Here is a 21,215-nt window from a genome sequence, read left to right on the forward strand (position 1 = left end):
CCCGTTCAAACCGGCACATTCCGTTCGAGATCTTCAAGCCACGCCGCCGCGCTCGAATCCGACGGCGCGCGCCAGTCGCCGCGCGGCGACAATGAGCCGCCGGCAGAAACCTTGGGGCCGTTCGGCATCGCCGAGCGTTTGAACTGGCTGAAAGCGAAGAAGCGGCGCAGGAACACCTCGAGCCAGCGGCGGATCTCCTTGAGATCGTAGGCCCTGCGCTTGTCGGTCGGAAATGCCGGCGGCCATTCGCCCTCGGCGACGTCCTTCCACGCCTGCAGCGCCATGAAGGCGATCTTGGACGGGCGCATGCCAAACCGCAGCGTGTAGAACAGGTTGAAATCCTGGAGCTCGTAGGGACCGACCGAAGCTTCCGTGCTCTGCGGCTTCTCGCCCGGCTCGGCCGGAACCAGCTCCGGCGAGATTTCGGCCGACAGGATCGATCCAAGCGTTTGGTTGACGTCGTCGGTGAACTGCTTGGAAGCGATCACCCAGCGGATCAGATGCTGGATCAGCGTCTTCGGCACCCCGGCATTGACGTTATAGTGCGCCATCTGGTCGCCGACGCCATAGGTGCACCAGCCCAGTGCGAGCTCGGAGAGATCGCCGGTGCCGATGACGATGCCGCCGTTGTGGTTGGCGAGCCGGAACAGATAGTCCGTTCGCAGGCCCGCCTGCACATTCTCGAACGTGACATCGTAGACCTTCTCGCCCGTGCCGAAGGGATGGCCGATGTCCTTCAGCATCTGCGTCGCCGTGGTGCGAATGTCGAGCTCCTGCCAACTCGTCTGCAACGCTTTCATCAGCGCCAGCGCATTGGTCTTGCTCTCGCTGCCGGTGGCAAAGCCGGGCATGGTGTAGGCGAGAATGTTCTCGCGCGGCAGGCCAAGCAAATCGACCGCCTTGGCGGCGACGATCAAGGCGTGGGTGGAATCGAGCCCGCCCGAGACGCCGATGACGACGCGCTTGGTGCCGGTCGCACGCATGCGCTGGACAAGGCCCGCGACCTGAATGTTGTAGGCCTCATAGCAGTCCTGCTCGAGCAGGCTCTCGTCGCTTGGCACGAACGGAAATCGCTCGATCTTGCGCAGGAAGCCGATATCGGCGGCCGGCGGCTTCAAGGCGAAGCCGACTTTCCGGAAGAAGGCCTCGCGCTGCCGGCGGTTGTCGTCGAACGTGCCCATCAGCGCGCGTTCCTGCCTGAGCAGGTCCAGATCGACGTCTGCCAGCGTGATCTGGCCGCCCTGCCGGAACCGCTCACCCTCGGCCAGCAGCACGCCGTTCTCGTAGATCGAGGTCTGGCCGTCCCAGGCCAAATCGGTGGTCGACTCCCCTGCCCCGGCCGCGGAATAGACATAGGCCGCGAGGCAGCGCGCCGAAGTCGATTGGCACAAGAGCGCACGCGAGCGGGCGCGACCGATCGTGATCGGGCTGCCCGAGAGATTGATCAGCACGCTCGCGCCCGCGAGCGCGAGCTCGGAGGCCGGCGTCACCGGGATCCACATGTCCTCGCAGATCTCGACGCCGATGGTCAGTCCCGGAACGTCCTCGGCCGCGAACAGGAGGTCGACGCCGAACGGGGCATGCAGCCCGCCAAAGGCGACCATCTCTCCGACGATGCCGGCGCCGGAGGCGAAATGCCGTCCCTCGTAGAATTCGCGATAGGTCGGCAGGTAGCTCTTGGGCACGACGCCGAGGACTTTGCCGCGATGGATGACGACCGCGCAATTGTAGATGCGATTGCCAAAGCGCAGCGGCGCGCCGACGATCAGGACGGTCATCAGGGACGAGGATGCCTCGACGATGGCCACGAGCCCGCGCTCGACCGCATCGAGCAGCGGATCCTGCTTCACGAGATCTTCGATCGCATAGCCCGACAGGCACAGCTCGGGAAACACGGCCACCGCCACCGACTGCGCGTGGCAGTCCTTCGCCGCCGCCAGAACCGCCGTCGCGTTTGCCGTGGGATCGGCCACATGAGAGGTGGTGACGCAGGCCGCCACGCGCGCAAATCCGTGGGCATAGATCGAGTGGAAACTCATCGAGCACAGTCCCTTTGTCTCGTCGCGACCGGCCTCCGCCAGCTCTGGACTCCATTTAACCCATCGACATCGCCCCGTGCAGGCCATTCAACGGCATGCATAACGGATTTGCAGCTTTCGCTGCCCGGCCCTTGGGGCAGTGTCAGGCTGTGCGCACCAGCATGCCGGGCAGATCGTCGCGCAGCCATTCGGCGATCCGGGGCCAGGCATGGGCGTGGGTCCGCGCGCCCATGAACAGGCCAAGGTGGTTACTGGGCTCGGAGGCCGCCGCAATGAAGGCCGGTGGTGGGCCGAGCAAGCCGGCGGTGGCGAGCGCCTGCGCAGCCGGCACGACGTCGTCATCAAGCCCGGCCAGCAGGAAGACCGGCACCTTGACGTCCTTCAGATCAACCACGCGGCCGAGGGCCGTGAATTCGCCGCGCGCGATCCGGTTCTCCCGGAAAATCCAATTGACGATCTCGAGATAATAGGTGCCGGGCAGATTGAGAGGCTCGGCATTCCAGCGCTCGAAGCGTGCCAGCAGCGCCGCACCTTCCTCGCCGGAGAGGTCGCTCTGCAGCGCCGTCACGATGTCGTCGCGGCTCGGCGCCTTCGACCAGACCCGCAGCATCTCCTCGCCGCTGACATTGCCGCCGCCGCGGGCGACGAGCTGGTCATAGACCATCTCCGGTGCGTTGCGGGCGAGCTGCGACAGCCTGGAGTCGATCGAGAGGTCGACGGGCGCGCCTGCCAGCACCAGCCGCCGCACCTTGGCGGGAAAGCGCGCCGCATAGAGCAGCGACAGCCAGCCACCCTGGCACAGTCCGACGAGATCGACCGGCGCGCCGATCTCGTCGATGGCGACGTTGAGATCGCCAAGATAGCTGTCGATCGAGAGATAGCGCATGTCAGGCGTGGCTGAGCACCAGTCGGTGAGATAGACCCGGTCGATGCCGCCATTTTGCAGGGACTGCACCACGCTGTGGCCGGGGGCGAAATCGGCGATCAGGGCCCGGTGCAGCGCATAGGGCGCGCAGACCAGGGCCGGCTGACCGGACCCCGTCCGCGCGCAATTGCGCAGGCGCATGGTCGCGAGCTCCAGCGCGACCGAGTTGGGCGTGGTCCACGGCAGGCTGCTGTCGGACTGCTCCGGCGGAGCGCGCTCGAGCCATCCGAAGCAGGCGTCCATCGCAAGCCGAGCCGCAGCGAACGGCCACAGCAGCGGGTCATCCGGGACCGGGCCCGGTGCGCGCTGCTGTTTGCCGGTCTTCTCTGCCATGGCTAACTCACGGTCCTCACAGGAAGGCCTCGAAGCTGACGAGCGAAATGCCGCGCTCCCGAAAACTCTGATGGGTCGCGGCCACCGAGCCGTCGAGATCGATGCCGCGGCAGGCGTCCTCGATGACGGCGACCTCGAATCCCGCCTTGCGGGCATCCTCCGCCGAGAAGCGGACGCAGAAGTCGAGCGCGAGGCCAACGACGAAGATCGTCTTCAACTCGCGCTCGCGCAAATATCCGAGCAGTCCGGTCGGCGTTTTCCTGTCGTTCTCGAACAGCGCCGAATAGGAATCGATGCCGCGCCGAAATCCCTTCCGCACCACCAGATTTGCGCGGGTGACGTCGAGATCGCGATGAAATTCCGCGCCCGCCGTGCCCTGGACGCAATGGCTCGGCCAGAGCACCTGGACGCCATAGTCAAGCGCGATAGTCTGGAACGGCTGTTTGCCCGCATGGTTCGGCGCAAAGGAGACATGATCGCGGGGATGCCAGTCCTGGGTCAGCACCACATTGGCGAATCTTTGGGCGATCCGATTGATGGCGGGGACGACCGCCTCGCCGCCGGGCACGGCGAGCGCCCCGCCCGTGCAAAAATCGTTCTGCACATCGATGACCAGCAGCCACGTCGCGGTCGGAAATCTTCATCGCAAGGTCCATTCCAGGCCATCCCGCGCGACCGGCGCAGAACGAACGTCTCCAGTGTCGATCTTCCCGCGCTGCTTCGCAACCACCGAAGCGGTGCGGCGATCTGCGCGAATGCACCCCGTCGGTGCCGGGATGCAACGGTTTGGGCTCATCCGTGTTGACTAGATCCACCAGGGGACGGATTCTAAAAGCCGTTCGCATTTTGCGACCGGATAGAGCGGAGGAAGCGGTTCCCGCAGCCCGAAAGGGGCTGTGGCAGCCATACCCACATGACCATCGGCAAGACAGGACAGATTCTTCTCGCCGATATCGGCGGCACCAATGCGCGCTTCGCGCTCAGTCAGGGCGATGAGACCGGACCGATCGATTACGTCAAAGTGGCGGACTTCCCGACGGTCCGGGAAGCCATTGCCGATGTTCTCGCGCGTCGCTCAGACGGCAAAACGCCCCGAAGGGCTGTGCTGGCCGTCGCGGGGCCGGTGACCAACAACCGCTGCGTCATGACCAACAGCCCGTGGGTCATCGACGGCAACGAGCTTCAGCCGGCTCTCGGCTTCGACAGCGTCCATGTTCTCAACGATTTCGAGGTGGTGGCCTGGTCCCTGCCCGCCCTGCAGCCCGCCGACCTGATCCCGCTCGGCGGACAGGAGGGTCTTCCCGGAGAACCGTTGCTGGTGGTCGGTCCCGGAACCGGCTTTGGTGTTTCCTGTCTGGTCGAGCGCCACGGCTCACGGTTGGCCGTCGTCACCGAGGCGGGCCACGCGACCCTGCCGGCAGAGGACGAGCGCGAGGAACGCGTAATCGCGTGCATGCGCCGGCGCCTCGGCCATGTCTCCATCGAGCGTGGCGCATTGTCCGGTTCCGGCCTGCAAAGCCTGTACGAGGCGCTGGCCGAAGTGGAAGGCGCCGAGGTGCCGCATCGCGATGCCGCTGCCATCACGAAGGCGGCCTTGGAGGGCAGTTGCGAACTCTGCCGCGCGACGCTGGACATGTTTTGCGCCATCCTCGGCTCGGTCGCCGGCAATCTCGCGGTGACCTTCGGCGCCCGCGGCGGCGTCTATATCGCCGGCGGAATCGTGCCGCGCTTTCCGGAGTTCCTTGCGGCTTCCGCATTCCGGGCGCGCTTCGAAGCCAAGGGACGCTTCCAGGACTATCTCCGCGACATCCCGACCAGGCTGGTCACGAAACCTGATGCGAGTTTCCTCGGCCTGAAGATGTTCGCGGAGCACAACCAGCCTTAACGGCGCGCGCCTCCGTCCGCGGATTCCAGTCATGCACAGCTGATTGCACGGCACGCCCGCTCGACGCGGGATCGTGCTTGCGCGTTCGTCCCGGATGAGAAACAATCCTGGCTTGTGTGTGGCGTAGTTGCGGGGGCGTGACATGCGTAAGCAGGATCTGGGTTTCGACTATCACCGCTATCACCGCCTGCTGCTCGAGGCGGACGACGATGGCAAGCGGCTGGCCCTGATCGAGCTCTTGATTGAGGAAAAGGCGCGTGACCGCCTCGCCGCCCAGCGCGCTTCGGACCGCGCGGCCATGACGGCCCACACTATCGCTACCGTGCTGAAGAACGGGCGCCAGTGAAACGAGTGGTTGCGCTACGGTGCCCGAAAACGCGGCATCAATTGCGATTTCGTTAACGATCCCTCGAAAGCTCGCGTCAAACTTTTTGCTCTAGGAGTTCCCTTACCTGATGCAATTCAGGGGCAACAAAGGGGGGAATGAACATGAGCATGATTTCGATCGCCGCGATGCCGGCCACCAGCGAAACGCGTTTGGCCGATTCTTCGTTTTCTTCATTCAAGACCATCTTGCTGTTTTGCTGCACGGGCCTGGTCGCCTCGTTCGGCCTGATGGCGCGCGGCATCGATCTCGGCGCCGGCCTGATGTGAGACCGCGACGAATTCCGTCGCGAAATGGCCGCCCCTGACGGGCGGCCATTTTTGTTTTTGGTCTCAGTGCGGCGTCTTTGCTGCCGCTTCCGGAAACATCGTATCGATCATTGCCTTGAGCTGATCGATCGAGATGGGCTTGCGCAGGATCGGCCGGCGCCGGAGCAAGGACGGCAGCAGTTCCGGACCGTAGCCCGTCGCAAACAGAAACGGCTTGCCGCGTCGCTCGATCAGGTCGGCGACCGGATCGACGTAGAGGCCCTTGAGATTGATGTCGAGGATCGCAAGATCGTACTGCGCGGTCATGGCGAAAGCGCTGGCGTCCCGAACATTATCCGCTTCCGCGATGACGTGGTGGCCGAGTTCCTCCACCATGTCCGTCATCATCATCCGGATCAACGTCTCGTCTTCGACCAGGAAAACGGAGAGTCCGTCCGCCATATCAACCCCGCCCATCAGCTTCCGAAGCTAATCATAACCGAATCGCGAAGAGGATTCACGAATTCGTGGCGGGGTCCGTTAATTCAGACGCGCCCGATCCGATTCAACTTGATCAATCCAGTCCTCGTTCGTGGCTGAGCCGCACCATCTCCTGTACGAACACCTGCTTCTGCTTGTCATCGAGGCTCGAATAGAGGGGCTCAGCGGCGTCGGCGACATTGCGCTGGTCGGCAGCCCGGTCGATGAGGAATTGGGCCTCGTTGCGCATCTGCTCGACGATGTCGTCGGGCGGATCCCGCTTGGCGCGCGCGACCCGCAGGTTTAGCCGCTCGGCACCGTTATGCCCGAGGTAGTGCATGGCGCTCGAGAAGCCGTACCAGTGCTTCTCCTGGTCGGGCGTGAGGTTCAGTTCGGTCTTGATCCGCTCGATATAGGAGTCGCTGTTGGTGACGATCTGGTCGGCGGTCAATTGCGGTGCGCCGGTCTGGGTGAGGACGGTGACATCCTTGTCCTGCGGCGCGTTCTTCGCCTCCTTGCTCGCCTTGGCGCCCTTGCCAGCCTTCGCGCTCTTGGCATCCTTGTCCTTGCCGGCGCCCTGCTTGGCGTCTTTGGCAGCGTCCTTGCTCGAATCCTTGCTTGAATCCTTGGCGGGAGGCGCCTGATTGCCATTATTGCCAACACCGAGCACGCCGGTGAAGACGCCGACCACACCGCCGATCGCGCCGCCGAGCACGCCGCCGACCGGACCTGCCGCCTTGTTCCCGGCCGCCGCTCCTTCCTGAACCCCTTTGACCAGGCCTTGAGCGTTCGCCACCGCGGCTGCGCCGAGCAGCAACACGAAAACGGATCCCAGCGCGAACCATCGTCGCAGGTTAAGCCGCGCGAGCGGCGCCGGGTTGATCATTCTGGTCTCCATCTCGATCTGATTAGGCTGCTGGGGGTGAGAACCACTTGCCAGTTGCAACTCTATCGTTTTCACCGCTTCGAGGTCTAGCCACCGATAATTGCTATACACGCCCGAAAAGTGTTTGCCGCGAGGTGCTTATGCAGGCTCCTTGGAAACTGCGGCGTAATTGCGCACGTATCGGTCCAGCGCGCCCGCGCCCAGTGTGCATCGCAAAACGACCGACTGTGGTTTAGGGCTCGCGCGTGACGTCGAGGGCAGCGCCACCTTGGCGGACACAACGTTAGTTCTAGGCGCAAGCCGCTCGGTTTTCTCGACAGACGCAATCAATCATGATCTGATCGCGCTACCAATTTGCCTTCGAAGCCGATGGCATCAATAAGAAACGTCGAACGAGAAACTTAAAAAAAGAAAATCAAAAGTAGAACTCGGAAGAGTTCAGAGGAACGCCAGAACAATAAAACACCCAAGCGAGGAAACGAGATGTCACGCAAGACACTGACGCGACGTCAATTTGTGGCTGCCACTGCAATGTCCTCCGCGGCGCTGATCACAGCGCCCTATGTCCGAGGCGCTTACGCCGCCGGCAAGCTCTCGATCGGCTTCTGGGACCATTGGGTCCCTGGTGCCAACTCTGCCTCCACCGCGCTCGTCAATGAATGGGCAGCGAAGGAGAAGGTCGAGGTCTCCATCGACTACATCACCAGCAACAACAAGAAGCTCGAACTAACCGTCGCCGCCGAGGCGCAGGCAAAATCCGGTCACGACATTCTCCAGATGCCGACCTGGTGGCCGCATGCCTATGCGGAGCAGCTCGAGCCGGTCACCGACATCATGGAGCCGATCATCAAGCAGAATGGCGAGGTGAACGGCACGACCAAATATCTCGGCCAGGCCGGCGGCAAATGGCTTGCCGTCCCTGCCACCGTCGGCAGTCAGATCAAGGGCCCCTGCTCGCGCATCGACCTGATGAAGAAGCATGCCGGCATCGACGTCCAGGAGATGTATCCGGCCGGTAGCGTGCCCAAGGACGAGAACTGGACGATGGAAGTCTTTCTCAAGGCCGCCGAAGCCTGCAGCAAGGCTGGCGTCCCGTTCGGGATCGGCCTCGGCGAGACCACCGACAGCGTCGATACCGCCGGCGCGATCTTCCAGTCGTTCGGCGCCGAGCTCGTCAATGCCAAGGGTGACATCACCGTAAAGACTGACGCCGTGCGTCAGGCTCTCGAATTCTACAAGAGATTGATCGCGGTGCTTCCGGCGGACGCGGCCTCCTGGGATGACGCGTCTAATAACAAATGGCTGATCTCGGGCCGCGGAGCACTGATCTTGAATCCGCCGAGCTCCTGGGCCGTTGCGAAACGCGACGCACCACAAGTCGCTGAGCAATGCTGGACGCATGGCATGCCCGCCGGTCCGAAGGGCCGTTTTGCACCGTTCCTGCCCTACTTCTGGGGCGTCTGGGCTTTCGGCAAGAACAAGGAAGCCGCCAAGAGCCTGCTGACCCATCTGTCGCAGCCGTCGTCGATCGAAAAGTTCGTCGCGGCGAGCGGCGGCTACGATCTCCCGGCTTTCGCAAACATGACGAAGCTCAAGACGTGGGCCGAGGAAGGGCCGCCGAAGGGCACGCTTTATAGCTATCCCGACCCACACGGCCGCCAGACGATGTCGATCGCGGCCTCGCCGGCGCCGCCGAAGATCGCCCAGCAGATCTACAACCAGGCGACGTTGACCAAACTGGCGCTGCGCTATGCCCGTGGCGAGACCATCGAGCAGGCGCTCGCCTGGGCCGAGGGCGAGTGCGAAGGCTTCATGCGCAGCTGATGCCGGGTATGTGGCATGGCGGTTCACGCGTTCGCGCGTGAGCCGCCGGGGATTCGCCCCCTTTTCCATCGCCTTGCGAGAGAGGCCGACCGGCGCGGGCGGCTTCCCTGTTGAATGTACCGTAAGAAAGTCTGACCATGGCCGATGTCGTCGTTGAGCAAGCTCGCTCCGTCCGTGCCGCCAGGCCGCGCAAACGGGCGAGCCTTAAAAATGCACTCAGGCGGAAGTCGACGATGGCGTTCTTCCTGACGCTGCCGCTGATTCTCCTGATCGCGCTGTTCGTGCTCTATCCTGCCTTCTACTCAATGCATCTCGCCACGCTAAACAAGTCGATGCAGAAGTTCGTCGGCTTGAGCAATTTCACCTTCCTGTTCAAACGCGACACGTTCTGGATGGTGGTGAGGCAATCCTGCATCTTCGCCCTCACCGCGGTGTTTTTCAAAGCGCTGATGGGCTTCATTGTCGCTCATTTCGTCCACAACCTCCCGGCCAAGGGCCAGCGCAAGTGGCGCGGCATGCTGCTGGTCCCTTGGGTGATCCCGCCGGCGATGAGCACCCTGGCTTGGCTGTGGCTGTTCGATCCCTCCTACAGCGCCTTCAATTACACGCTGTCGTTCTTCGGTGTCGGCCCGATCCCCTGGCTTGGCGACACCTTCTGGGCCCGTTTCTCCGTCATTCTCGTCAACGTCTGGTACGGCGCACCGTTCTTCATGATCATGTATCTGGCCGCGCTTAAATCGGTGCCCGACCAGCTCTACGAAGCGGCCGCCATTGATGGCGCCAATTGGTGGCAGAAGATCTGGCACATCACCCTGCCGATGATGCGCAACATCATCGCCATCACGACGCTGTTCTCGTTGATCGTCACTTTCGCCAATTTCGACATCGTGCGCATCCTGACCTCCGGCGGCCCGTTGGATTCGACGCATCTGTTCGCCACCTGGGCCTTCCAGGTCGGAATCCAGAGCAGCGATATTCCGCTCGGCGCATGCGTCTCGCTGTTCATGGTGCCGATCCTCGCAGTCGCGGCGGTCTTCATCCTGCGCGATGTCAACAAACGTGGGAATGAAGCCTGATGAGCACGCTTGCAATCGACAAGGGCGGTCCCACGCGCAAAGTCAAGTACCGGAGCATGAGCCGGGATCGGACATGGGCCCTGCGCTGGTCCTACTTCTTCCTGGTGCTGTTCGCGATTTTTTCGCTCGTCCCGCCGATCTACATGCTGATCACCTCCCTCAAGAGCAGCGCGGAGATTTCGGCGGCCACCAATCCCTGGTGGGTGTTCCATCCCACCCTGGCGAACTACGTCGAGCTGTTGACGTCGAACCAGTTTTTGCGCTTCTTCTGGAATTCGGCGGTCGTCTCCATCGTCGTTGTGTGCGTCACCATGCTGATCAGCATTCCTGCGGCCTTTGCGCTGGCAAGGATGAAGTTCTGGGGCTCGACGACGCTGGCGACCGGGGTTTTTCTGACCTACCTGGTCCCGGACAGCCTCTTGTTCATTCCGCTGTTCAAGATGCTCGCTGCTGTCCAGGACATCACCGGCATCACGCTTCTCAACCGATGGTACGTGCTGCTGTTCATCTATCCGACCCTGACGGTGCCGTTCTGCACCTGGATCATGATCGGCTATTTCGCCTCGATCCCGAAGGAGCTGGACGAGGCGGCTCTCATCGACGGCGCCTCCTGGCTCCAGACCCTGACTCGGATTTTCATCCCCGTCGCCCTGCCCGGCCTGATCGCAGCGACCATCTTCGCCTTCACCGTATCCTGGGCGCAGTTCCTCTATCCCCTGGTGTTCACGACATCCATCGACCAGCTCGTGCTGCCGGTCGGCATCACCACCACGCTGATCAAGGGTGACGTCTTCAACTGGGGTCAGATCATGACCGGCGCGCTGCTTGGCGCTGCCCCGCCGCTGGTCATCTACGCCTTCCTGATGGACTATTACATTGCCGGCCTGACCGCCGGCGCGACAAAGGGTTGATGTCTTATGGCTGAGGTTGCGTTGCGGAAGGTGGTCAAGCGTTACGACGACGTCGAGGCGGTGCGCGGCATCGACCTCGACATCTCAGACCATGAGTTCATCGTGCTCGTCGGCCCCTCCGGCTGCGGTAAGTCGACGACGTTGCGGATGATCGCGGGACTCGAGGACATCACCGACGGCGACATCATGATCGGCGGGGACGTCGTCAACGACGTGCCCCCGAAGGACCGCGACATCGCGATGGTGTTTCAGAATTACGCGCTTTACCCGCACATGACGGTCGCGGAGAACATGTCGTTCGGGTTGCGGCTCAAGCACTATCCCAAGGCCGAGATCAAGGCGCGGGTGACCGAGGCCGCCCGCCTCCTCGACATCACCGACCTGATCGACCGCAAGCCGAAGCAGCTCTCCGGCGGCCAGCGCCAGCGCGTTGCCATGGGGCGGGCCATCGTGCGCAACCCGAAAGTCTTCCTGTTCGACGAGCCGCTGTCCAATCTCGACGCCAAGCTGCGCGTGCAGATGCGGATCGAGATCAAGAAGGTGCACCAGAAGGTGCGCACCACGACGGTCTACGTCACCCATGACCAGGTCGAGGCGATGACGCTGGCCGATCGCGTCGTGGTGATGAACAAGGGGCGGATCGAGCAGATCGGCACGCCGAACGAGCTCTACCACAAGCCGGCGACGCGCTTCGTCGCGGGCTTCATCGGCTCGCCGGCTATGAACTTCATTCCGTGCCGGCTCGAGGACGTCGGCGGCAAGCTCAACGTCCGCCTGACGGACCGCATCTCGTTCCCGTTGCCGCCGGCCCGCGCCGCCCATTACAGCGCGCTGCCCCGAGCTGAAAACCTGTTGCTCGGCATCCGTCCCGAACATCTCACGGAATCGCATGCGCATCTGGAGCCGGGGGTCGAGACCTTCGACACCGTGCTTGATGTCACCGAGCCGATGGGAATGGAGACGCTGGTCTATTTCGGACTGGAGGGCACGCCGATCTGCGGCCGTGTCGATCCCAATGCGGGCGCCAAGGACGGGGGCCCCATGCGTTTGGCGATGGACCTGAACAATATGCACCTGCTAAACGAGGCGACCGGCGCCGTATTGTGACGGCCGGGCAAGAAACTCGTGCAGGTAGGGACGATGTCGACCAACAAGAAGAAAATCTTTGTTACGCAAACTTTGTCGCAAGGGGCACGCGCCCTCCTCACCCAGCGCGATGACATCGAGCTCATCGAGTTTCCGAACCTGATCTCCGCCAGGGATTTTGAGGCTTTGCTGAAGAGCCACGCGCCGGTCCATGGCGTGGCGCTCGGCGCCACCGCGTTCGGCGAAACCGAGCTTGAAGCTTCAAAGGACATGAAGGTGGTGACCCGGATCGGCGTCGGCTACGACGCCGTAGACGTCCCCGCCCTCTCCCGCCGCAAGGTGCCGCTGATGGTCGCGGGCAGCGCGAACTCGCCCTCGGTCGCCGAGCAGGCGCTGTTCATGATGCTGACACTGGCCAAACGCGCGCAGGAGATGCATTCCTGCGTCAAGGACGGCAAATGGGCCGACCGCCTCGGCATGCTGCCGTTCGATCTCTACGGCAAGACCGTCCTCATCATCGGCTTCGGCCGCATCGGCACCCGCACCGCCAAGCGCTGCCTGGCGATGGACATGAATGTGCAGGTTTATGATCCCTACAAGGCAGCCACAGAGATCAAGGCGGCAGGCTGCGAGCCGGTCGCCGACCTTGATGCCGCGCTGCCGCACGCCGATTTCGTCACCATCCACTGCCCGAAGACGCCGGAGACCGTCGGCCTGTTCGACGCGGCGCGGATCGGCCGGATGAAGCCGAAATCCTACCTCATCAACACCGCACGCGGCGGCATCGTGAAGGAGACGGCGCTGTACGACGCATTGGTCTCGGGCAAGCTCGCCGGTGCCGGCATCGACGTCTTCGAGGTCGAGCCGCCGCCGGTCAGCAACGCGCTGTTCGCGCTGCCCAACGTCATCATGGCCCCCCATGTCGCCGGCGTCACGGTCGAGGCGGTGAGCCGGATGAGCGAGCAGACTGCGCGCAACATCCTGAGTGTGCTGGACGGCGATCCGATCCGGCAGAACATCATCAATCAGGATGTCCTGTGCTGAGCTATCTCAAGGGCGGGCCGCCGCCCCCCGCCTTCGGAACGCCAGAATGAGTCCCATTTTGGTGCAGATCGAGCCCTCACTCAGCCTTAATCAAACCCGCGTAATAGGTCCGGCCGCGGCGGCAGTGGGACAGACTTGCCGGCCGCGTCGAGCTGGAGGATGGACCCTTGTCAGAGATCGACCCGACCGACCACGCATTGGCGACCATCGCCAGCATCCTGGAGCATCCTGAACCCGTTCTCGTCGTGCGCGAGACCGAGACCGTGCGCGAGACCGAGACCGTCACCGTGACCGAAATGGTGGTTGCCGGTGAGCATGGGGTCGCCGACGAGCACCCTGTGGTCGATGAGCATCCGGTGGTCGAGGAGCAGCCGCTGGTGCCGGAGCACACCGATGCCGACGGCTACAGCAAGGTCGGCCCCGGGCCGATGGTGGCGATCCGTCTGAAATGGACGGTCCATCGCGGCGATGACGGCCAGTTCTACGTCCACGAGACCATCGGCGAGCAGTCGGTGCCCGTGGTCAGCGGCCCGATGACCGGCGAAGCCGCGGTGCATTTCGTCGACGCGCATGAGGACGAGGCCCATCGGCGCTTCGAAGAGCTGCGCAGCGAGATCGCCGGCCGCAGCTCGCTCGCCGATTACGAGCGCAAGGGCGAAGCCTAGCGCTTTTTCGCGCGAAGTGGATGCCGGTTCGGCTTATCGTCGTCCGAGATAATCCTTCTTCACGAGCTCGACGCCTGCGTGCCGCAACAGGTCGTAGGCTGTCGTGACGTGAAAGAAGAACTGCGGCATGCTGAAGGTCAGCAGCAGCGTCCGCCCGGTGAAGGGCAACTCGGTCCCGTTCTTCAGCCTGAAGAAGACATTCCGTTCCGCCGCAGCATCGATCTCCGCGCGCGGCAGGCTTTCGATGAACTCGATGGACGTCGCGATGCGGGCCTGCAGTCCGGCCATGTCGTGCTCCAGCACCGGCAGCGTCACCGGCTCGCGGTCGGCCAGCAAGGCGGCGGCGACCGTGGCATGGCGGCAGGCCTCGCCGATCTGTTGCGCCAGATCGTACATGTCGGGCGCGATGCGCATGCCGAGCAGGACGGCCGGATTGAACTTCCGGGCTTCGGCATAGGCAACGCCCTTGTCGAGCAGTGCGGACAGGTTGCCCAAGTAAGGCACGAAGACGCCGACCGAGGCGTCATACATCGAGATCGTCACTTCAAAATTCCCTTCACTTCCGCCTCGCCAGCCACGGGCATCTGGTCTAAATCCAACCCTCGAGAGCTGCACAATGACAGCTTGGGCATGGGTGGAAAAGAGATGATCGTTCGAATGACCAGTCGAATTTTGGCGGCTTTGGCCGTGGTGCTGCTGGCAAACCTTTCGGCCCAGGCACAGCAGGCGGCGCCGTCCCGCCTCGACGAGATCGTCAAGCGCGGCACTTTGCGCGTCGGCATGACCGGCGACTACAAGCCCTTCACCTATCTCGACAAGACGACGCAGCAGTTCAACGGCTTCGATGTCGACATGGCGGAGGCGCTCGGCAAGGCGCTCGGCGTCAAGGTCGAATTCGTGCCGACAGCCTGGCCGAAGCTGATGAAGGATTTCGAAGCCGATCAGTTCGACATCGCGATGGGCGGGGTCTCGGTCACGCTCGACCGGCAGAAGAAGGGCTTCTTCTCCACGCCGATCATGCGCGAGGGCAAGACGCCGATCGCGCGGTGTGCCGACGTCGGCAAATACCAGAGCATCACCGACATCGACAAGAAGGGCACCCGCGTGATCGTCAATCCCGGCGGCACCAACGAGCGCTTCGCACGTGCCAACATCAAGGACGCCGACATCACCGTCTTCCCGGACAATACCGTGATCTTCGACGAGATCGCCAAGGGCAATGCAGACCTGATGATGACGGATGCCTCCGAGACGCGCTACCAGCAGAAGCAGCATCAAGGCGTGCTCTGCGCGGTGCATCCCGACAAGCCGTTCGACTTCTCAGAGAAGGCCTATTGGCTCCAGCGCGACATGGCGCTGAAGGCGTTCGTCGACCAATGGCTGCACATTTCCATGCAGGACGGCAGCTACAAGAAGATCTACGCCGCCTGGTTCGACTAGGACCGCGTCCTCCTGTCGCTTGCCCCGGCCAAACTTTGGACCGGCTCCGGTGTTATTGAACCCGAAACGCAGAAAGCACGACTCATACGGTGACAGTGATCTAGATCACTTTTTGCGATCGAACCGGGGCGTAAGCGTCGGTGCGGGGACCACCTGTTTCAGGAGATGCGAAATGAGGAAGCTGTTGGCCACGGCCGCATTCCTTTTGGCGAGCACCGCTGCGCAGGCGCAGTACACCTTCGACTATGGCGGGCGTACCATCCGCATCGATCCCGACCGCGGCACAGTGCAAATCCCCGGCGTCTACGACAACACCGGCCAGGGCAAGGCGAAGAAAACCAAGAACGATGCCAAGGCGGCTCCAAAAGCGGACCCGCAGGCACCGCAACAAGCCAAAGCTGACCCGCAGCCGCCGGCCAATCCGGCCCCGGCCCCGGCACCGGTCACGGCGGCTCCGGCGGCGGAGCAGGCCCCTGCCCAAGCCCCCGTCCAAGCCCCCGTGGCCGTCGCGCCTCCTGCCCCACCGGCGCCTCCGGCCACCACGGCGAACAACGCTCCGGCCGAAGACGCGCTTGTGCCGCCGCCCCAGCCGGCCCCGAGTGCTGCCCCGACGGTGGCCGCAGTACCGCCCGCACCGCCGCCGCCGCCCGCCCCGACCGTCGCAGCCGCGCCTCCGGCGCCATCTCCGCCTCCCGTCCCGGCGCCTGCGCCCGCCCCCGTTCAATCGGCTGCCGTCGCGCCGCCGGCTCCCGCAGCCGCACCCACGCGCGACCTCAATTCACCGCTCGGCGTCTGGCTCACCGAGGAGAAGGAAGGCAAGGTCCGGATCGAGCAATGCGGCAGCAATCTCTGCGGCTACTCGGTCGATTCGAAATCGAACCAGAATGGCGAGCAGGTTCTGATCAACATGAAGCCCGGCAAGGATCAGAACAAGGACCAGAAATGGTCCGGTCGCATCCTCGATCCGAACTCCGGCTCGACCTACGATTCAACCATCGCGCTGAAGGGCACCGATCGCCTGCGCGTGCAGGGCTGCGCCTTCGGCGGCATGTTCTGCGGCGGCCAGACCTGGACGCGTGTGAACTGACTTCGGGGCGACACTCTGACCGACACAAGGGGACCCGCAGCGCGGGTCCCTTTGCTTTTGCCGCCAAATCGATTGCGACGTGCGCGACATCACAGAGCCCGTCGCGCGCGTGACAGCCCTCACATCGCCGGTTCCGAGGCCGTGACACGATGCCCGCATGATCAACCCCAGGGGCGTGTCATGAACGGATTTCGCAAGGCTCTCTTCGCCACAATCATTGTCATCGCATTGCCGGCCGCGCAGGCCAGCGCCAGCACTTTCGACGGCGCATGGAATGTCCGCATCTCGTCGTCGAGCGAGACCTGCGGTAACGGCTCGACCGTCGCAATCGGCATCAACAACGGTCAGATCGCCTCGAGCAGCGCCATGGTGACGGCGTCAGGCCGCGTTGCGGATGCCGGCAGCATCAATGTCACCTTGAGCACCGGCATCAAGCGCGCCGTCGGCTTCGGCCGGCTCAGCGGCACCTCTGGCTCAGGTACCTGGCGCGGCAGCATGTGCACGGGCACCTGGACGGCGGAGCGGATGTAGGGTGCCGTGTCCCGGACGAACAGCGACGCAAAGCGTCGCTGCGCAAAGCCGGGTCACGCAAACTAGCCGACCGCCGCGCCGTATTCCGCGTCGGTCACCGGATCCAACCAGGTCGAGAACACACCGTCGAGCGCTTCCTGCATGGCGATGTGGGTCATGCCATTGGTCGGCGACCCGCCGTGCCAGTGCAGCTCGCCCGGTGGAATCCAGACGGTGTCGCCGGGACGGATTTCGATGACAGGGCCGCCCTTGGTCTGGACCCGGCCAACCCCCGAAATCACATAGAGCGTCTGCCCGAGCGGATGGTGATGCCAGTTGGTGCGCGCGCCCGGCTCGAACGAGACGCGCGAGCAGTTCAGCCGCGCCGGCGCGGGCGCCATGATCACGGGGTCCTGCCACACGGTGCCGGTGAAGTGTTCCCCGGGCGCACGGCGTGTCGGCCGCGTGCCTGCTACAGTGATCTCCATTGGATTTACCTCGTTTCCTTCCCGATTACTTCTTGCTTGCGGCGTAGCGCGCCTTGGTCTCGGCGTTCATGGGATAGAGGCCCGGGAGCACCGCGCCGTTGTTCACCTCGTTGACGATCCAGGCTTCCATCCGCTCCTGCTCGACGCCCTCATTGAGCACGTGTTCGAGCATCGCCTGCGGGATCAGCACGCAGCCGTCCTGGTCGGCGACAACGATGTCGTTCGGGAACACCGCAACGCCGCCGCAGCCGATCGGCTCGCCCCAGCCGACGAAGGTCAGGCCGGCAACCGACGGCGGCGCGGCATAGCCGTCGCACCAGACCGGCAAGTTGGTGCCGAGCACGCCCTCGACGTCACGCACGACACCGTCGGTGACGAGTGCGGTGACGCCGCGCTTCATCATGCGCGCGCACAGGATGTCGCCGAAGATGCCGGCGTCGGTGATGCCCATGGCATCGACCACGGCGATGCAGCCCTCCGGCATCGCCTCGATCGCGGTGCGGGTCGAGATCGGCGACGACCAGGATTCCGGCGTCGCCAGATCCTCCCGCGCGGGCACGAAGCGCAGCGTGAAGGCCGGCCCCACCAGGCGCGGCAGACCCGGGCGCAGCGGACGCGCGCCGCGCATCCAGATGTTGCGCAGGCCCTTCTTCAGCAGGACCGTGGTGATGGTGGCAGTGGTGATGCCGGCGAGGGTCTTGCGGGCTTCGGGGGACAGCGACATGGAAACAGACGAGCTCCGGATGGGCGGGAAAGAACGCGCGCATCTTGCGGGGTGCGGGCCTTGCGTCAAGGCCCAAGAGGATACCAATCATGCAGGGCCGCAGCGCAGTTATGCGTCGCGATAACAAGGCTTTATCGCCTCCCCCTGCATTAATTTATTGGACTTGCGGGCGCATTTACGCGAAGCAGGGACGAGCGGAGCTCAAGGCCGAGCCCGCGTAGCTCCAGAAGCCCGATTTCGACAGCCCATGTCCGCGACGCTTCCCCCGCCCCGCCTTCTGCCCAGTGGCGACAGCGCCGTCACGGTCGAGTTCAGCCGTACCATCGACGACGACGCCAACCAGCGCGTGCTGGCGCTCGACAAGGCGCTCGCAGCAAGCTCGATCGATGCCATCACCGAGTCCGTGCCGACCTATCGCTCGCTGCTGGTGCATTACGATCCCGGCAAGATCGACTTCGACGTACTTGGCGAAAAGCTGCTCGCGCTCGCCAGCCAGCCGCTGCCGCCAGCCACTAAGGCGCGCCGCTGGCGTATTCCCGTCGCCTATGGCGGCGAGCACGGCATCGACCTCGAGGACGTCGCGAAGGCGCTGAACACCACACCCGACGACATCGTCGCGCGCCACGTCGCCGGCGACTACAAGGTTGCCATGATCGGCTTTACACCGGGCTGGTCCTATCTCAGCGGTCTCGACAAATCCCTGCAGATGTCGCGGCGGCAGAATCCGCGGCTGCTGACGCCTGCCGGCACGATCTCGATCGGCGGCATCCAGGCCGGAATCCAGTGCCTGGCAGCGCCGAGCGGCTGGCACCTGCTCGGCCGCACACCGGTACGGACCTATCAGCTCCACCGCAATCCGACCTTCCTCACCGAACCCGGCGATCGCGTGACGTTTTTCGCCATCGACCACAAGACGTTCGAGGAACAGGACCGCGCCGCCGAGGCCGGCGAGATCATTGCCGAGCAGGTGGTCGCATGAGCCGGCTCGTGATCGCCAGCATCGGGCCGGCAAGCTCGGTCCAGGACGGCGGACGCCATGGCGCGCAACGCTATGGCCTGACGGTCAGCGGAGCGATGGACCGCATGTCGCTCGCGGCGGCGAACACGCTTATCGGCAACGAACCATTCGCAGCCGTTGTCGAGGTCGGCCCGTTCGGCGCCGCCTTCACCGCGCGCGACGGTGCCGTGCGCGTCGCGGTTTCAGGCGCGCCGCGCAATGCGGACGTCGCGGGAAGTCCGGTCGCCATGGACACATCGGTGACGTTGAAGGACGGCGAGACGCTGACGCTGGGCTTTGCCCGCGGCGGCGCGTTCACTTATCTGGCGATCGAAGGCGGGATCAAGGGCGAGCCGGTGTTCGGCAGTCTCGCGGTCAACGCCCGTGCCGGGCTCGGCAGCCCCTACCCGCGCCCGCTGCAGGCCGGCGACGAGTTCAGCGTCGATGCCGCAAGCGGTGCACCGGAACTGCGCATCGAATTGCCGGAGCCATCGAACGGTCCGATCCGCGTCTTGCTGGGACCGCAGGACGACGAGTTCGACGACGCCAACAAGGCCCTATTCCTCGACAGCGAGTGGAAGATCTCGGCGACCTCCGACCGCATGGGCTACCGGCTGGAAGGCCCCGCGATCAAGCATCTGCATGGCCACAACATCGTCTCCGACGGAACGGTCAACGGCAGCATCCAGGTGCCCGGCAACGGCGCGCCGATCGCGCTGATGATGGATCGCGGCACCTCCGGCGGCTATCCGAAGATCGCGACCGTGATCACGGCCGATGTCGGCCGTCTCGCGCAGACCTCGGCAGGAACGGCGTTCCGCTTCAAGGCGGTCAGCATGGCCGAGGCGCAGGATGAGGCAAGGAAATTTGCGCAGCTGATCCGTAACCTGCCCGATCGCCTGCGCTCCGCCGACACCGTCGCACTCAACATCGAAGCGCTCAGCGATGCCAATGTCGCGGGCTATGCTGTCAGTGCCGTCGACGCCGGGACCTGGCAGGTTGCGGAGGAGCCGTAAACGACAAGACGACCAGAGACGGAGAGCACCCCATGAAGACGATCGATCTCAATTGCGATCTCGGCGAAGGTTTTGGCGCGTGGGAGATGGGCAACGATGCCGCCATGATCGAGCTGGCGAGCTCGGTCAACGTCGCCTGCGGCTTCCACGCCGGCGACCCCGATATCATGCGCCGGACGGTCGAACTGGCGAAAGCGCGCGGCGTCTCCGTCGGCGCGCATCCCGGCTATCGCGACCTGCACGGCTTCGGCCGCCATCCGATCGCGGGCCTGAAGGCCTCCGAGATCGAGAATCTCGTCGCCTACCAGATCGGCGCGTTGCAGGCGATCGCGACGGCGGCCGGCCACAAGGTCACGCATGTGAAGGCGCATGGCGCGCTCTCCAACGTCGCCTGCGAGGATGACATGACGGCGAAGGCGATCGCGGCCGGCATCAAGGCGGTCGATCCCAGCCTGATATTCGTCGTGCTCGCCAATTCGAAGCTGGTGAAGGCCGGCGAAGCCGCCAATCTACCGATGGTGCACGAGGTGTTCGCCGACCGCGCCTATGAAGACGACGGCAATCTCGTCTCGCGCAAGAAGCCCGGTGCGGTGCTGCATGACGCCAAGGCGATCGCCGACCGCGTGGTGCGCATGGTGCAGGACGGCGCGGTGGTCTCGGTCACGGGCAAGGTCATCAAGATGCGAACCGACACGGTCTGCATCCACGGCGATACGCCGGGCGCAGTCGATATTGCGCGCGGCCTGCGGCAGGCGTTGAAAGATGCAGGCATCGAGGTCGCGCCGTTCAAGCGCGGGGCGTGAGGTTCGCTCGGTGCAGTAGGGTGGGCAAAGCGAAGCGTGCCCACCAAAATCTATCCTGCTTGCTGAGAGATGGTGGGCACGGCGCAAGCGCGCCTTTGCCCACCCTACGAGAGTTGCGAAAACTCGTTAGAACGGGTGCACCGACAGTGTGCCGAAAACGATGGCGGCGATGACCGCGAAGGCGCTGTACATCGCGGCATGATGCACGCTCGCACCGGTCCGCCGCGAGAGCGAGCGCGAGTAGAAGTGCAGCCTGGCTTCCGCCGATAGTTCGCGCATGGTCGATCTCCAACGCCCCATTTGCGGGATTATGAGGGATCAACGGGGGTGGCGGGCAAGAGACCCGCGGAAATAGCGATGCGG

General features: G+C 64.0%; 23 protein-coding genes and 1 pseudogene. 15 read left to right on the plus strand and 9 right to left on the minus strand.

Going from position 1 to position 21,215, the window contains the following annotated elements; genetic code table 11:
* Positions 1 to 5 precede the first annotated feature (5 nt).
* From IVB45_RS18860 to pncA, 3 genes and pseudogenes are all read right to left on the minus strand, one after another.
* Positions 6 to 2,039: an NAD(+) synthase gene (locus IVB45_RS18860; RefSeq protein ID WP_247359357.1), complete on the minus strand. Its 2,034-nt coding sequence runs from the start codon at positions 2,037 to 2,039 to the stop codon at positions 6 to 8.
* A 142-nt stretch (positions 2,040 to 2,181) separates the two neighbouring features.
* On the minus strand, positions 2,182 to 3,297 hold the full coding sequence (locus IVB45_RS18865; RefSeq protein ID WP_247359358.1) for an alpha/beta fold hydrolase: 1,116 nt from the start codon (positions 3,295 to 3,297) through the stop codon (positions 2,182 to 2,184).
* A gap of 16 nt (positions 3,298 to 3,313) precedes the next feature.
* A pseudogene (gene pncA, locus IVB45_RS18870) lies at positions 3,314 to 3,953 on the minus strand (bifunctional nicotinamidase/pyrazinamidase).
* 257 nt (positions 3,954 to 4,210) lie between these two features.
* On the opposite strand from pncA, the gene glk reads away from it, so the two are divergent.
* The 3 genes from glk (at position 4,211) to IVB45_RS18885 (ending at position 5,836) form a co-directional block, all read left to right on the plus strand.
* Positions 4,211 to 5,182: a glucokinase gene (gene glk, locus IVB45_RS18875; protein WP_247359359.1), complete on the plus strand. Its 972-nt coding sequence runs from the start codon at positions 4,211 to 4,213 to the stop codon at positions 5,180 to 5,182.
* A gap of 142 nt (positions 5,183 to 5,324) precedes the next feature.
* Complete coding sequence (locus tag IVB45_RS18880; protein ID WP_007590943.1) at positions 5,325 to 5,528, plus strand: hypothetical protein; 204 nt, start codon at positions 5,325 to 5,327, stop codon at positions 5,526 to 5,528.
* 143 nt (positions 5,529 to 5,671) lie between these two features.
* The gene (locus tag IVB45_RS18885) at positions 5,672 to 5,836 is read left to right on the plus strand and encodes a hypothetical protein (RefSeq protein WP_162847220.1); all 165 of its coding nucleotides are present in this window, start codon (positions 5,672 to 5,674) and stop codon (positions 5,834 to 5,836) included.
* A 63-nt stretch (positions 5,837 to 5,899) separates the two neighbouring features.
* Here the strand turns inward: IVB45_RS18885 and IVB45_RS18890 are convergent, their stop codons facing one another.
* Both IVB45_RS18890 and IVB45_RS18895 read right to left on the minus strand, forming a co-directional pair.
* Positions 5,900 to 6,277 (minus strand): response regulator, encoded by a 378-nt coding sequence (locus tag IVB45_RS18890; protein ID WP_247359361.1) that lies wholly within the window; start codon positions 6,275 to 6,277, stop codon positions 5,900 to 5,902.
* Between the two features lie 112 nt (positions 6,278 to 6,389).
* Complete coding sequence (locus IVB45_RS18895; RefSeq protein ID WP_247289973.1) at positions 6,390 to 7,181, minus strand: Spy/CpxP family protein refolding chaperone; 792 nt, start codon at positions 7,179 to 7,181, stop codon at positions 6,390 to 6,392.
* A 483-nt stretch (positions 7,182 to 7,664) separates the two neighbouring features.
* Between IVB45_RS18895 and IVB45_RS18900 the strand changes: the two genes are divergently transcribed.
* From IVB45_RS18900 to IVB45_RS18925, 6 genes are all read left to right on the plus strand, one after another.
* Positions 7,665 to 9,005 (plus strand): extracellular solute-binding protein, encoded by a 1,341-nt coding sequence (locus IVB45_RS18900; protein WP_247289964.1) that lies wholly within the window; start codon positions 7,665 to 7,667, stop codon positions 9,003 to 9,005.
* 137 nt (positions 9,006 to 9,142) lie between these two features.
* A complete protein-coding gene (locus IVB45_RS18905; RefSeq protein ID WP_247289962.1) occupies positions 9,143 to 10,081 on the plus strand; it encodes a sugar ABC transporter permease in 939 nt (312 codons plus the stop codon).
* Entirely contained in the window at positions 10,081 to 10,992 is a 912-nt protein-coding gene (locus IVB45_RS18910) for a carbohydrate ABC transporter permease (protein ID WP_247289960.1), read from the plus strand. The genes IVB45_RS18905 and IVB45_RS18910 overlap by 1 nt, the downstream gene beginning before the upstream one ends.
* A 6-nt stretch (positions 10,993 to 10,998) precedes the next feature.
* Entirely contained in the window at positions 10,999 to 12,099 is a 1,101-nt protein-coding gene (gene ugpC, locus IVB45_RS18915; protein ID WP_027566975.1) for a sn-glycerol-3-phosphate ABC transporter ATP-binding protein UgpC, read from the plus strand.
* Positions 12,100 to 12,132: 33 nt separating this feature from the next.
* A complete protein-coding gene (locus tag IVB45_RS18920) occupies positions 12,133 to 13,122 on the plus strand; it encodes a hydroxyacid dehydrogenase (protein ID WP_247359362.1) in 990 nt (329 codons plus the stop codon).
* A gap of 167 nt (positions 13,123 to 13,289) precedes the next feature.
* The gene (locus tag IVB45_RS18925; protein WP_027566977.1) at positions 13,290 to 13,787 is read left to right on the plus strand and encodes a hypothetical protein; all 498 of its coding nucleotides are present in this window, start codon (positions 13,290 to 13,292) and stop codon (positions 13,785 to 13,787) included.
* A 33-nt stretch (positions 13,788 to 13,820) separates the two neighbouring features.
* Here IVB45_RS18925 and IVB45_RS18930 read toward each other — a convergent pair whose 3' ends face one another.
* Positions 13,821 to 14,318 (minus strand): DUF1993 domain-containing protein, encoded by a 498-nt coding sequence (locus IVB45_RS18930; protein WP_247359447.1) that lies wholly within the window; start codon positions 14,316 to 14,318, stop codon positions 13,821 to 13,823.
* A gap of 126 nt (positions 14,319 to 14,444) precedes the next feature.
* Here IVB45_RS18930 and IVB45_RS18935 point away from each other — a divergent pair, with 126 nt between their 5' ends.
* The 3 genes from IVB45_RS18935 (at position 14,445) to IVB45_RS18945 (ending at position 16,845) form a co-directional block, all read left to right on the plus strand.
* A complete protein-coding gene (locus IVB45_RS18935; protein ID WP_247359363.1) occupies positions 14,445 to 15,227 on the plus strand; it encodes a transporter substrate-binding domain-containing protein in 783 nt (260 codons plus the stop codon).
* Positions 15,228 to 15,399: 172 nt separating this feature from the next.
* Positions 15,400 to 16,314 carry a DUF2147 domain-containing protein gene (locus tag IVB45_RS18940; protein WP_247807520.1) on the plus strand — a complete coding sequence of 305 codons (915 nt, stop codon included), beginning with the start codon at positions 15,400 to 15,402 and terminating at the stop codon, positions 16,312 to 16,314.
* A 180-nt stretch (positions 16,315 to 16,494) separates the two neighbouring features.
* Positions 16,495 to 16,845: a hypothetical protein gene (locus IVB45_RS18945; protein ID WP_007590916.1), complete on the plus strand. Its 351-nt coding sequence runs from the start codon at positions 16,495 to 16,497 to the stop codon at positions 16,843 to 16,845.
* A 62-nt stretch (positions 16,846 to 16,907) separates the two neighbouring features.
* On the opposite strand, the gene IVB45_RS18950 is transcribed toward IVB45_RS18945, so the two are convergent.
* Positions 16,908 to 17,312: a cupin domain-containing protein gene (locus tag IVB45_RS18950; protein WP_247289948.1), complete on the minus strand. Its 405-nt coding sequence runs from the start codon at positions 17,310 to 17,312 to the stop codon at positions 16,908 to 16,910.
* Positions 17,313 to 17,337: 25 nt separating this feature from the next.
* Complete coding sequence (locus IVB45_RS18955) at positions 17,338 to 18,036, minus strand: ribonuclease activity regulator RraA (RefSeq protein WP_007590912.1); 699 nt, start codon at positions 18,034 to 18,036, stop codon at positions 17,338 to 17,340.
* Positions 18,037 to 18,283: 247 nt separating this feature from the next.
* On the opposite strand from IVB45_RS18955, the gene pxpB reads away from it, so the two are divergent.
* From pxpB to IVB45_RS18970, 3 genes are read left to right on the plus strand one after another with little or no spacing between them, the layout of a single operon-like run.
* Positions 18,284 to 19,015, plus strand: coding sequence for a 5-oxoprolinase subunit PxpB (gene pxpB / locus IVB45_RS18960; protein WP_247289946.1), 732 nt, complete (start codon positions 18,284 to 18,286; stop codon positions 19,013 to 19,015).
* Entirely contained in the window at positions 19,012 to 20,049 is a 1,038-nt protein-coding gene (locus tag IVB45_RS18965; protein ID WP_247807521.1) for a biotin-dependent carboxyltransferase family protein, read from the plus strand. The genes pxpB and IVB45_RS18965 overlap by 4 nt, the downstream gene beginning before the upstream one ends.
* 32 nt (positions 20,050 to 20,081) lie before the next feature.
* The gene (locus IVB45_RS18970) at positions 20,082 to 20,852 is read left to right on the plus strand and encodes a 5-oxoprolinase subunit PxpA (protein WP_018457913.1); all 771 of its coding nucleotides are present in this window, start codon (positions 20,082 to 20,084) and stop codon (positions 20,850 to 20,852) included.
* Between the two features lie 126 nt (positions 20,853 to 20,978).
* On the opposite strand, the gene IVB45_RS18975 is transcribed toward IVB45_RS18970, so the two are convergent.
* On the minus strand, positions 20,979 to 21,131 hold the full coding sequence (locus tag IVB45_RS18975) for a hypothetical protein (RefSeq protein ID WP_247359366.1): 153 nt from the start codon (positions 21,129 to 21,131) through the stop codon (positions 20,979 to 20,981).
* Positions 21,132 to 21,215: the final 84 nt, after the last annotated feature.

The sequence above is a fragment of the Bradyrhizobium sp. 4 genome (genome assembly GCF_023100905.1).
GTDB lineage: Bacteria > Pseudomonadota > Alphaproteobacteria > Rhizobiales > Xanthobacteraceae > Bradyrhizobium.

What these genes read in the sequence shown, in the direction of transcription:
- IVB45_RS18900 (WP_247289964.1), top strand. Translation starts at nt 7,665, where the DNA reads ATGTCACGCAAGACACTGACGCGACGTCAATTTGTGGCTGCCACTGCA.
- IVB45_RS18975 (WP_247359366.1), bottom strand. Translation starts at nt 21,131, where the DNA reads ATGCGCGAACTATCGGCGGAAGCCAGGCTGCACTTCTACTCGCGCTCG.
- IVB45_RS18950 (WP_247289948.1), bottom strand. Translation starts at nt 17,312, where the DNA reads ATGGAGATCACTGTAGCAGGCACGCGGCCGACACGCCGTGCGCCCGGG.
- IVB45_RS18895 (WP_247289973.1), bottom strand. Translation starts at nt 7,181, where the DNA reads ATGATCAACCCGGCGCCGCTCGCGCGGCTTAACCTGCGACGATGGTTC.
- IVB45_RS18885 (WP_162847220.1), top strand. Translation starts at nt 5,672, where the DNA reads ATGAGCATGATTTCGATCGCCGCGATGCCGGCCACCAGCGAAACGCGT.
- IVB45_RS18940 (WP_247807520.1), top strand. Translation starts at nt 15,400, where the DNA reads ATGAGGAAGCTGTTGGCCACGGCCGCATTCCTTTTGGCGAGCACCGCT.
- IVB45_RS18970 (WP_018457913.1), top strand. Translation starts at nt 20,082, where the DNA reads ATGAAGACGATCGATCTCAATTGCGATCTCGGCGAAGGTTTTGGCGCG.
- glk (WP_247359359.1), top strand. Translation starts at nt 4,211, where the DNA reads ATGACCATCGGCAAGACAGGACAGATTCTTCTCGCCGATATCGGCGGC.
- IVB45_RS18945 (WP_007590916.1), top strand. Translation starts at nt 16,495, where the DNA reads ATGAACGGATTTCGCAAGGCTCTCTTCGCCACAATCATTGTCATCGCA.
- IVB45_RS18920 (WP_247359362.1), top strand. Translation starts at nt 12,133, where the DNA reads ATGTCGACCAACAAGAAGAAAATCTTTGTTACGCAAACTTTGTCGCAA.
- IVB45_RS18890 (WP_247359361.1), bottom strand. Translation starts at nt 6,277, where the DNA reads ATGGCGGACGGACTCTCCGTTTTCCTGGTCGAAGACGAGACGTTGATC.
- IVB45_RS18930 (WP_247359447.1), bottom strand. Translation starts at nt 14,318, where the DNA reads ATGTATGACGCCTCGGTCGGCGTCTTCGTGCCTTACTTGGGCAACCTG.
- ugpC (WP_027566975.1), top strand. Translation starts at nt 10,999, where the DNA reads ATGGCTGAGGTTGCGTTGCGGAAGGTGGTCAAGCGTTACGACGACGTC.
- IVB45_RS18910 (WP_247289960.1), top strand. Translation starts at nt 10,081, where the DNA reads ATGAGCACGCTTGCAATCGACAAGGGCGGTCCCACGCGCAAAGTCAAG.
- IVB45_RS18955 (WP_007590912.1), bottom strand. Translation starts at nt 18,036, where the DNA reads ATGTCGCTGTCCCCCGAAGCCCGCAAGACCCTCGCCGGCATCACCACT.
- IVB45_RS18865 (WP_247359358.1), bottom strand. Translation starts at nt 3,297, where the DNA reads ATGGCAGAGAAGACCGGCAAACAGCAGCGCGCACCGGGCCCGGTCCCG.
- IVB45_RS18880 (WP_007590943.1), top strand. Translation starts at nt 5,325, where the DNA reads ATGCGTAAGCAGGATCTGGGTTTCGACTATCACCGCTATCACCGCCTG.
- IVB45_RS18860 (WP_247359357.1), bottom strand. Translation starts at nt 2,039, where the DNA reads ATGAGTTTCCACTCGATCTATGCCCACGGATTTGCGCGCGTGGCGGCC.
- IVB45_RS18905 (WP_247289962.1), top strand. Translation starts at nt 9,143, where the DNA reads ATGGCCGATGTCGTCGTTGAGCAAGCTCGCTCCGTCCGTGCCGCCAGG.
- IVB45_RS18965 (WP_247807521.1), top strand. Translation starts at nt 19,012, where the DNA reads ATGAGCCGGCTCGTGATCGCCAGCATCGGGCCGGCAAGCTCGGTCCAG.
- IVB45_RS18935 (WP_247359363.1), top strand. Translation starts at nt 14,445, where the DNA reads ATGACCAGTCGAATTTTGGCGGCTTTGGCCGTGGTGCTGCTGGCAAAC.
- pxpB (WP_247289946.1), top strand. Translation starts at nt 18,284, where the DNA reads ATGTCCGCGACGCTTCCCCCGCCCCGCCTTCTGCCCAGTGGCGACAGC.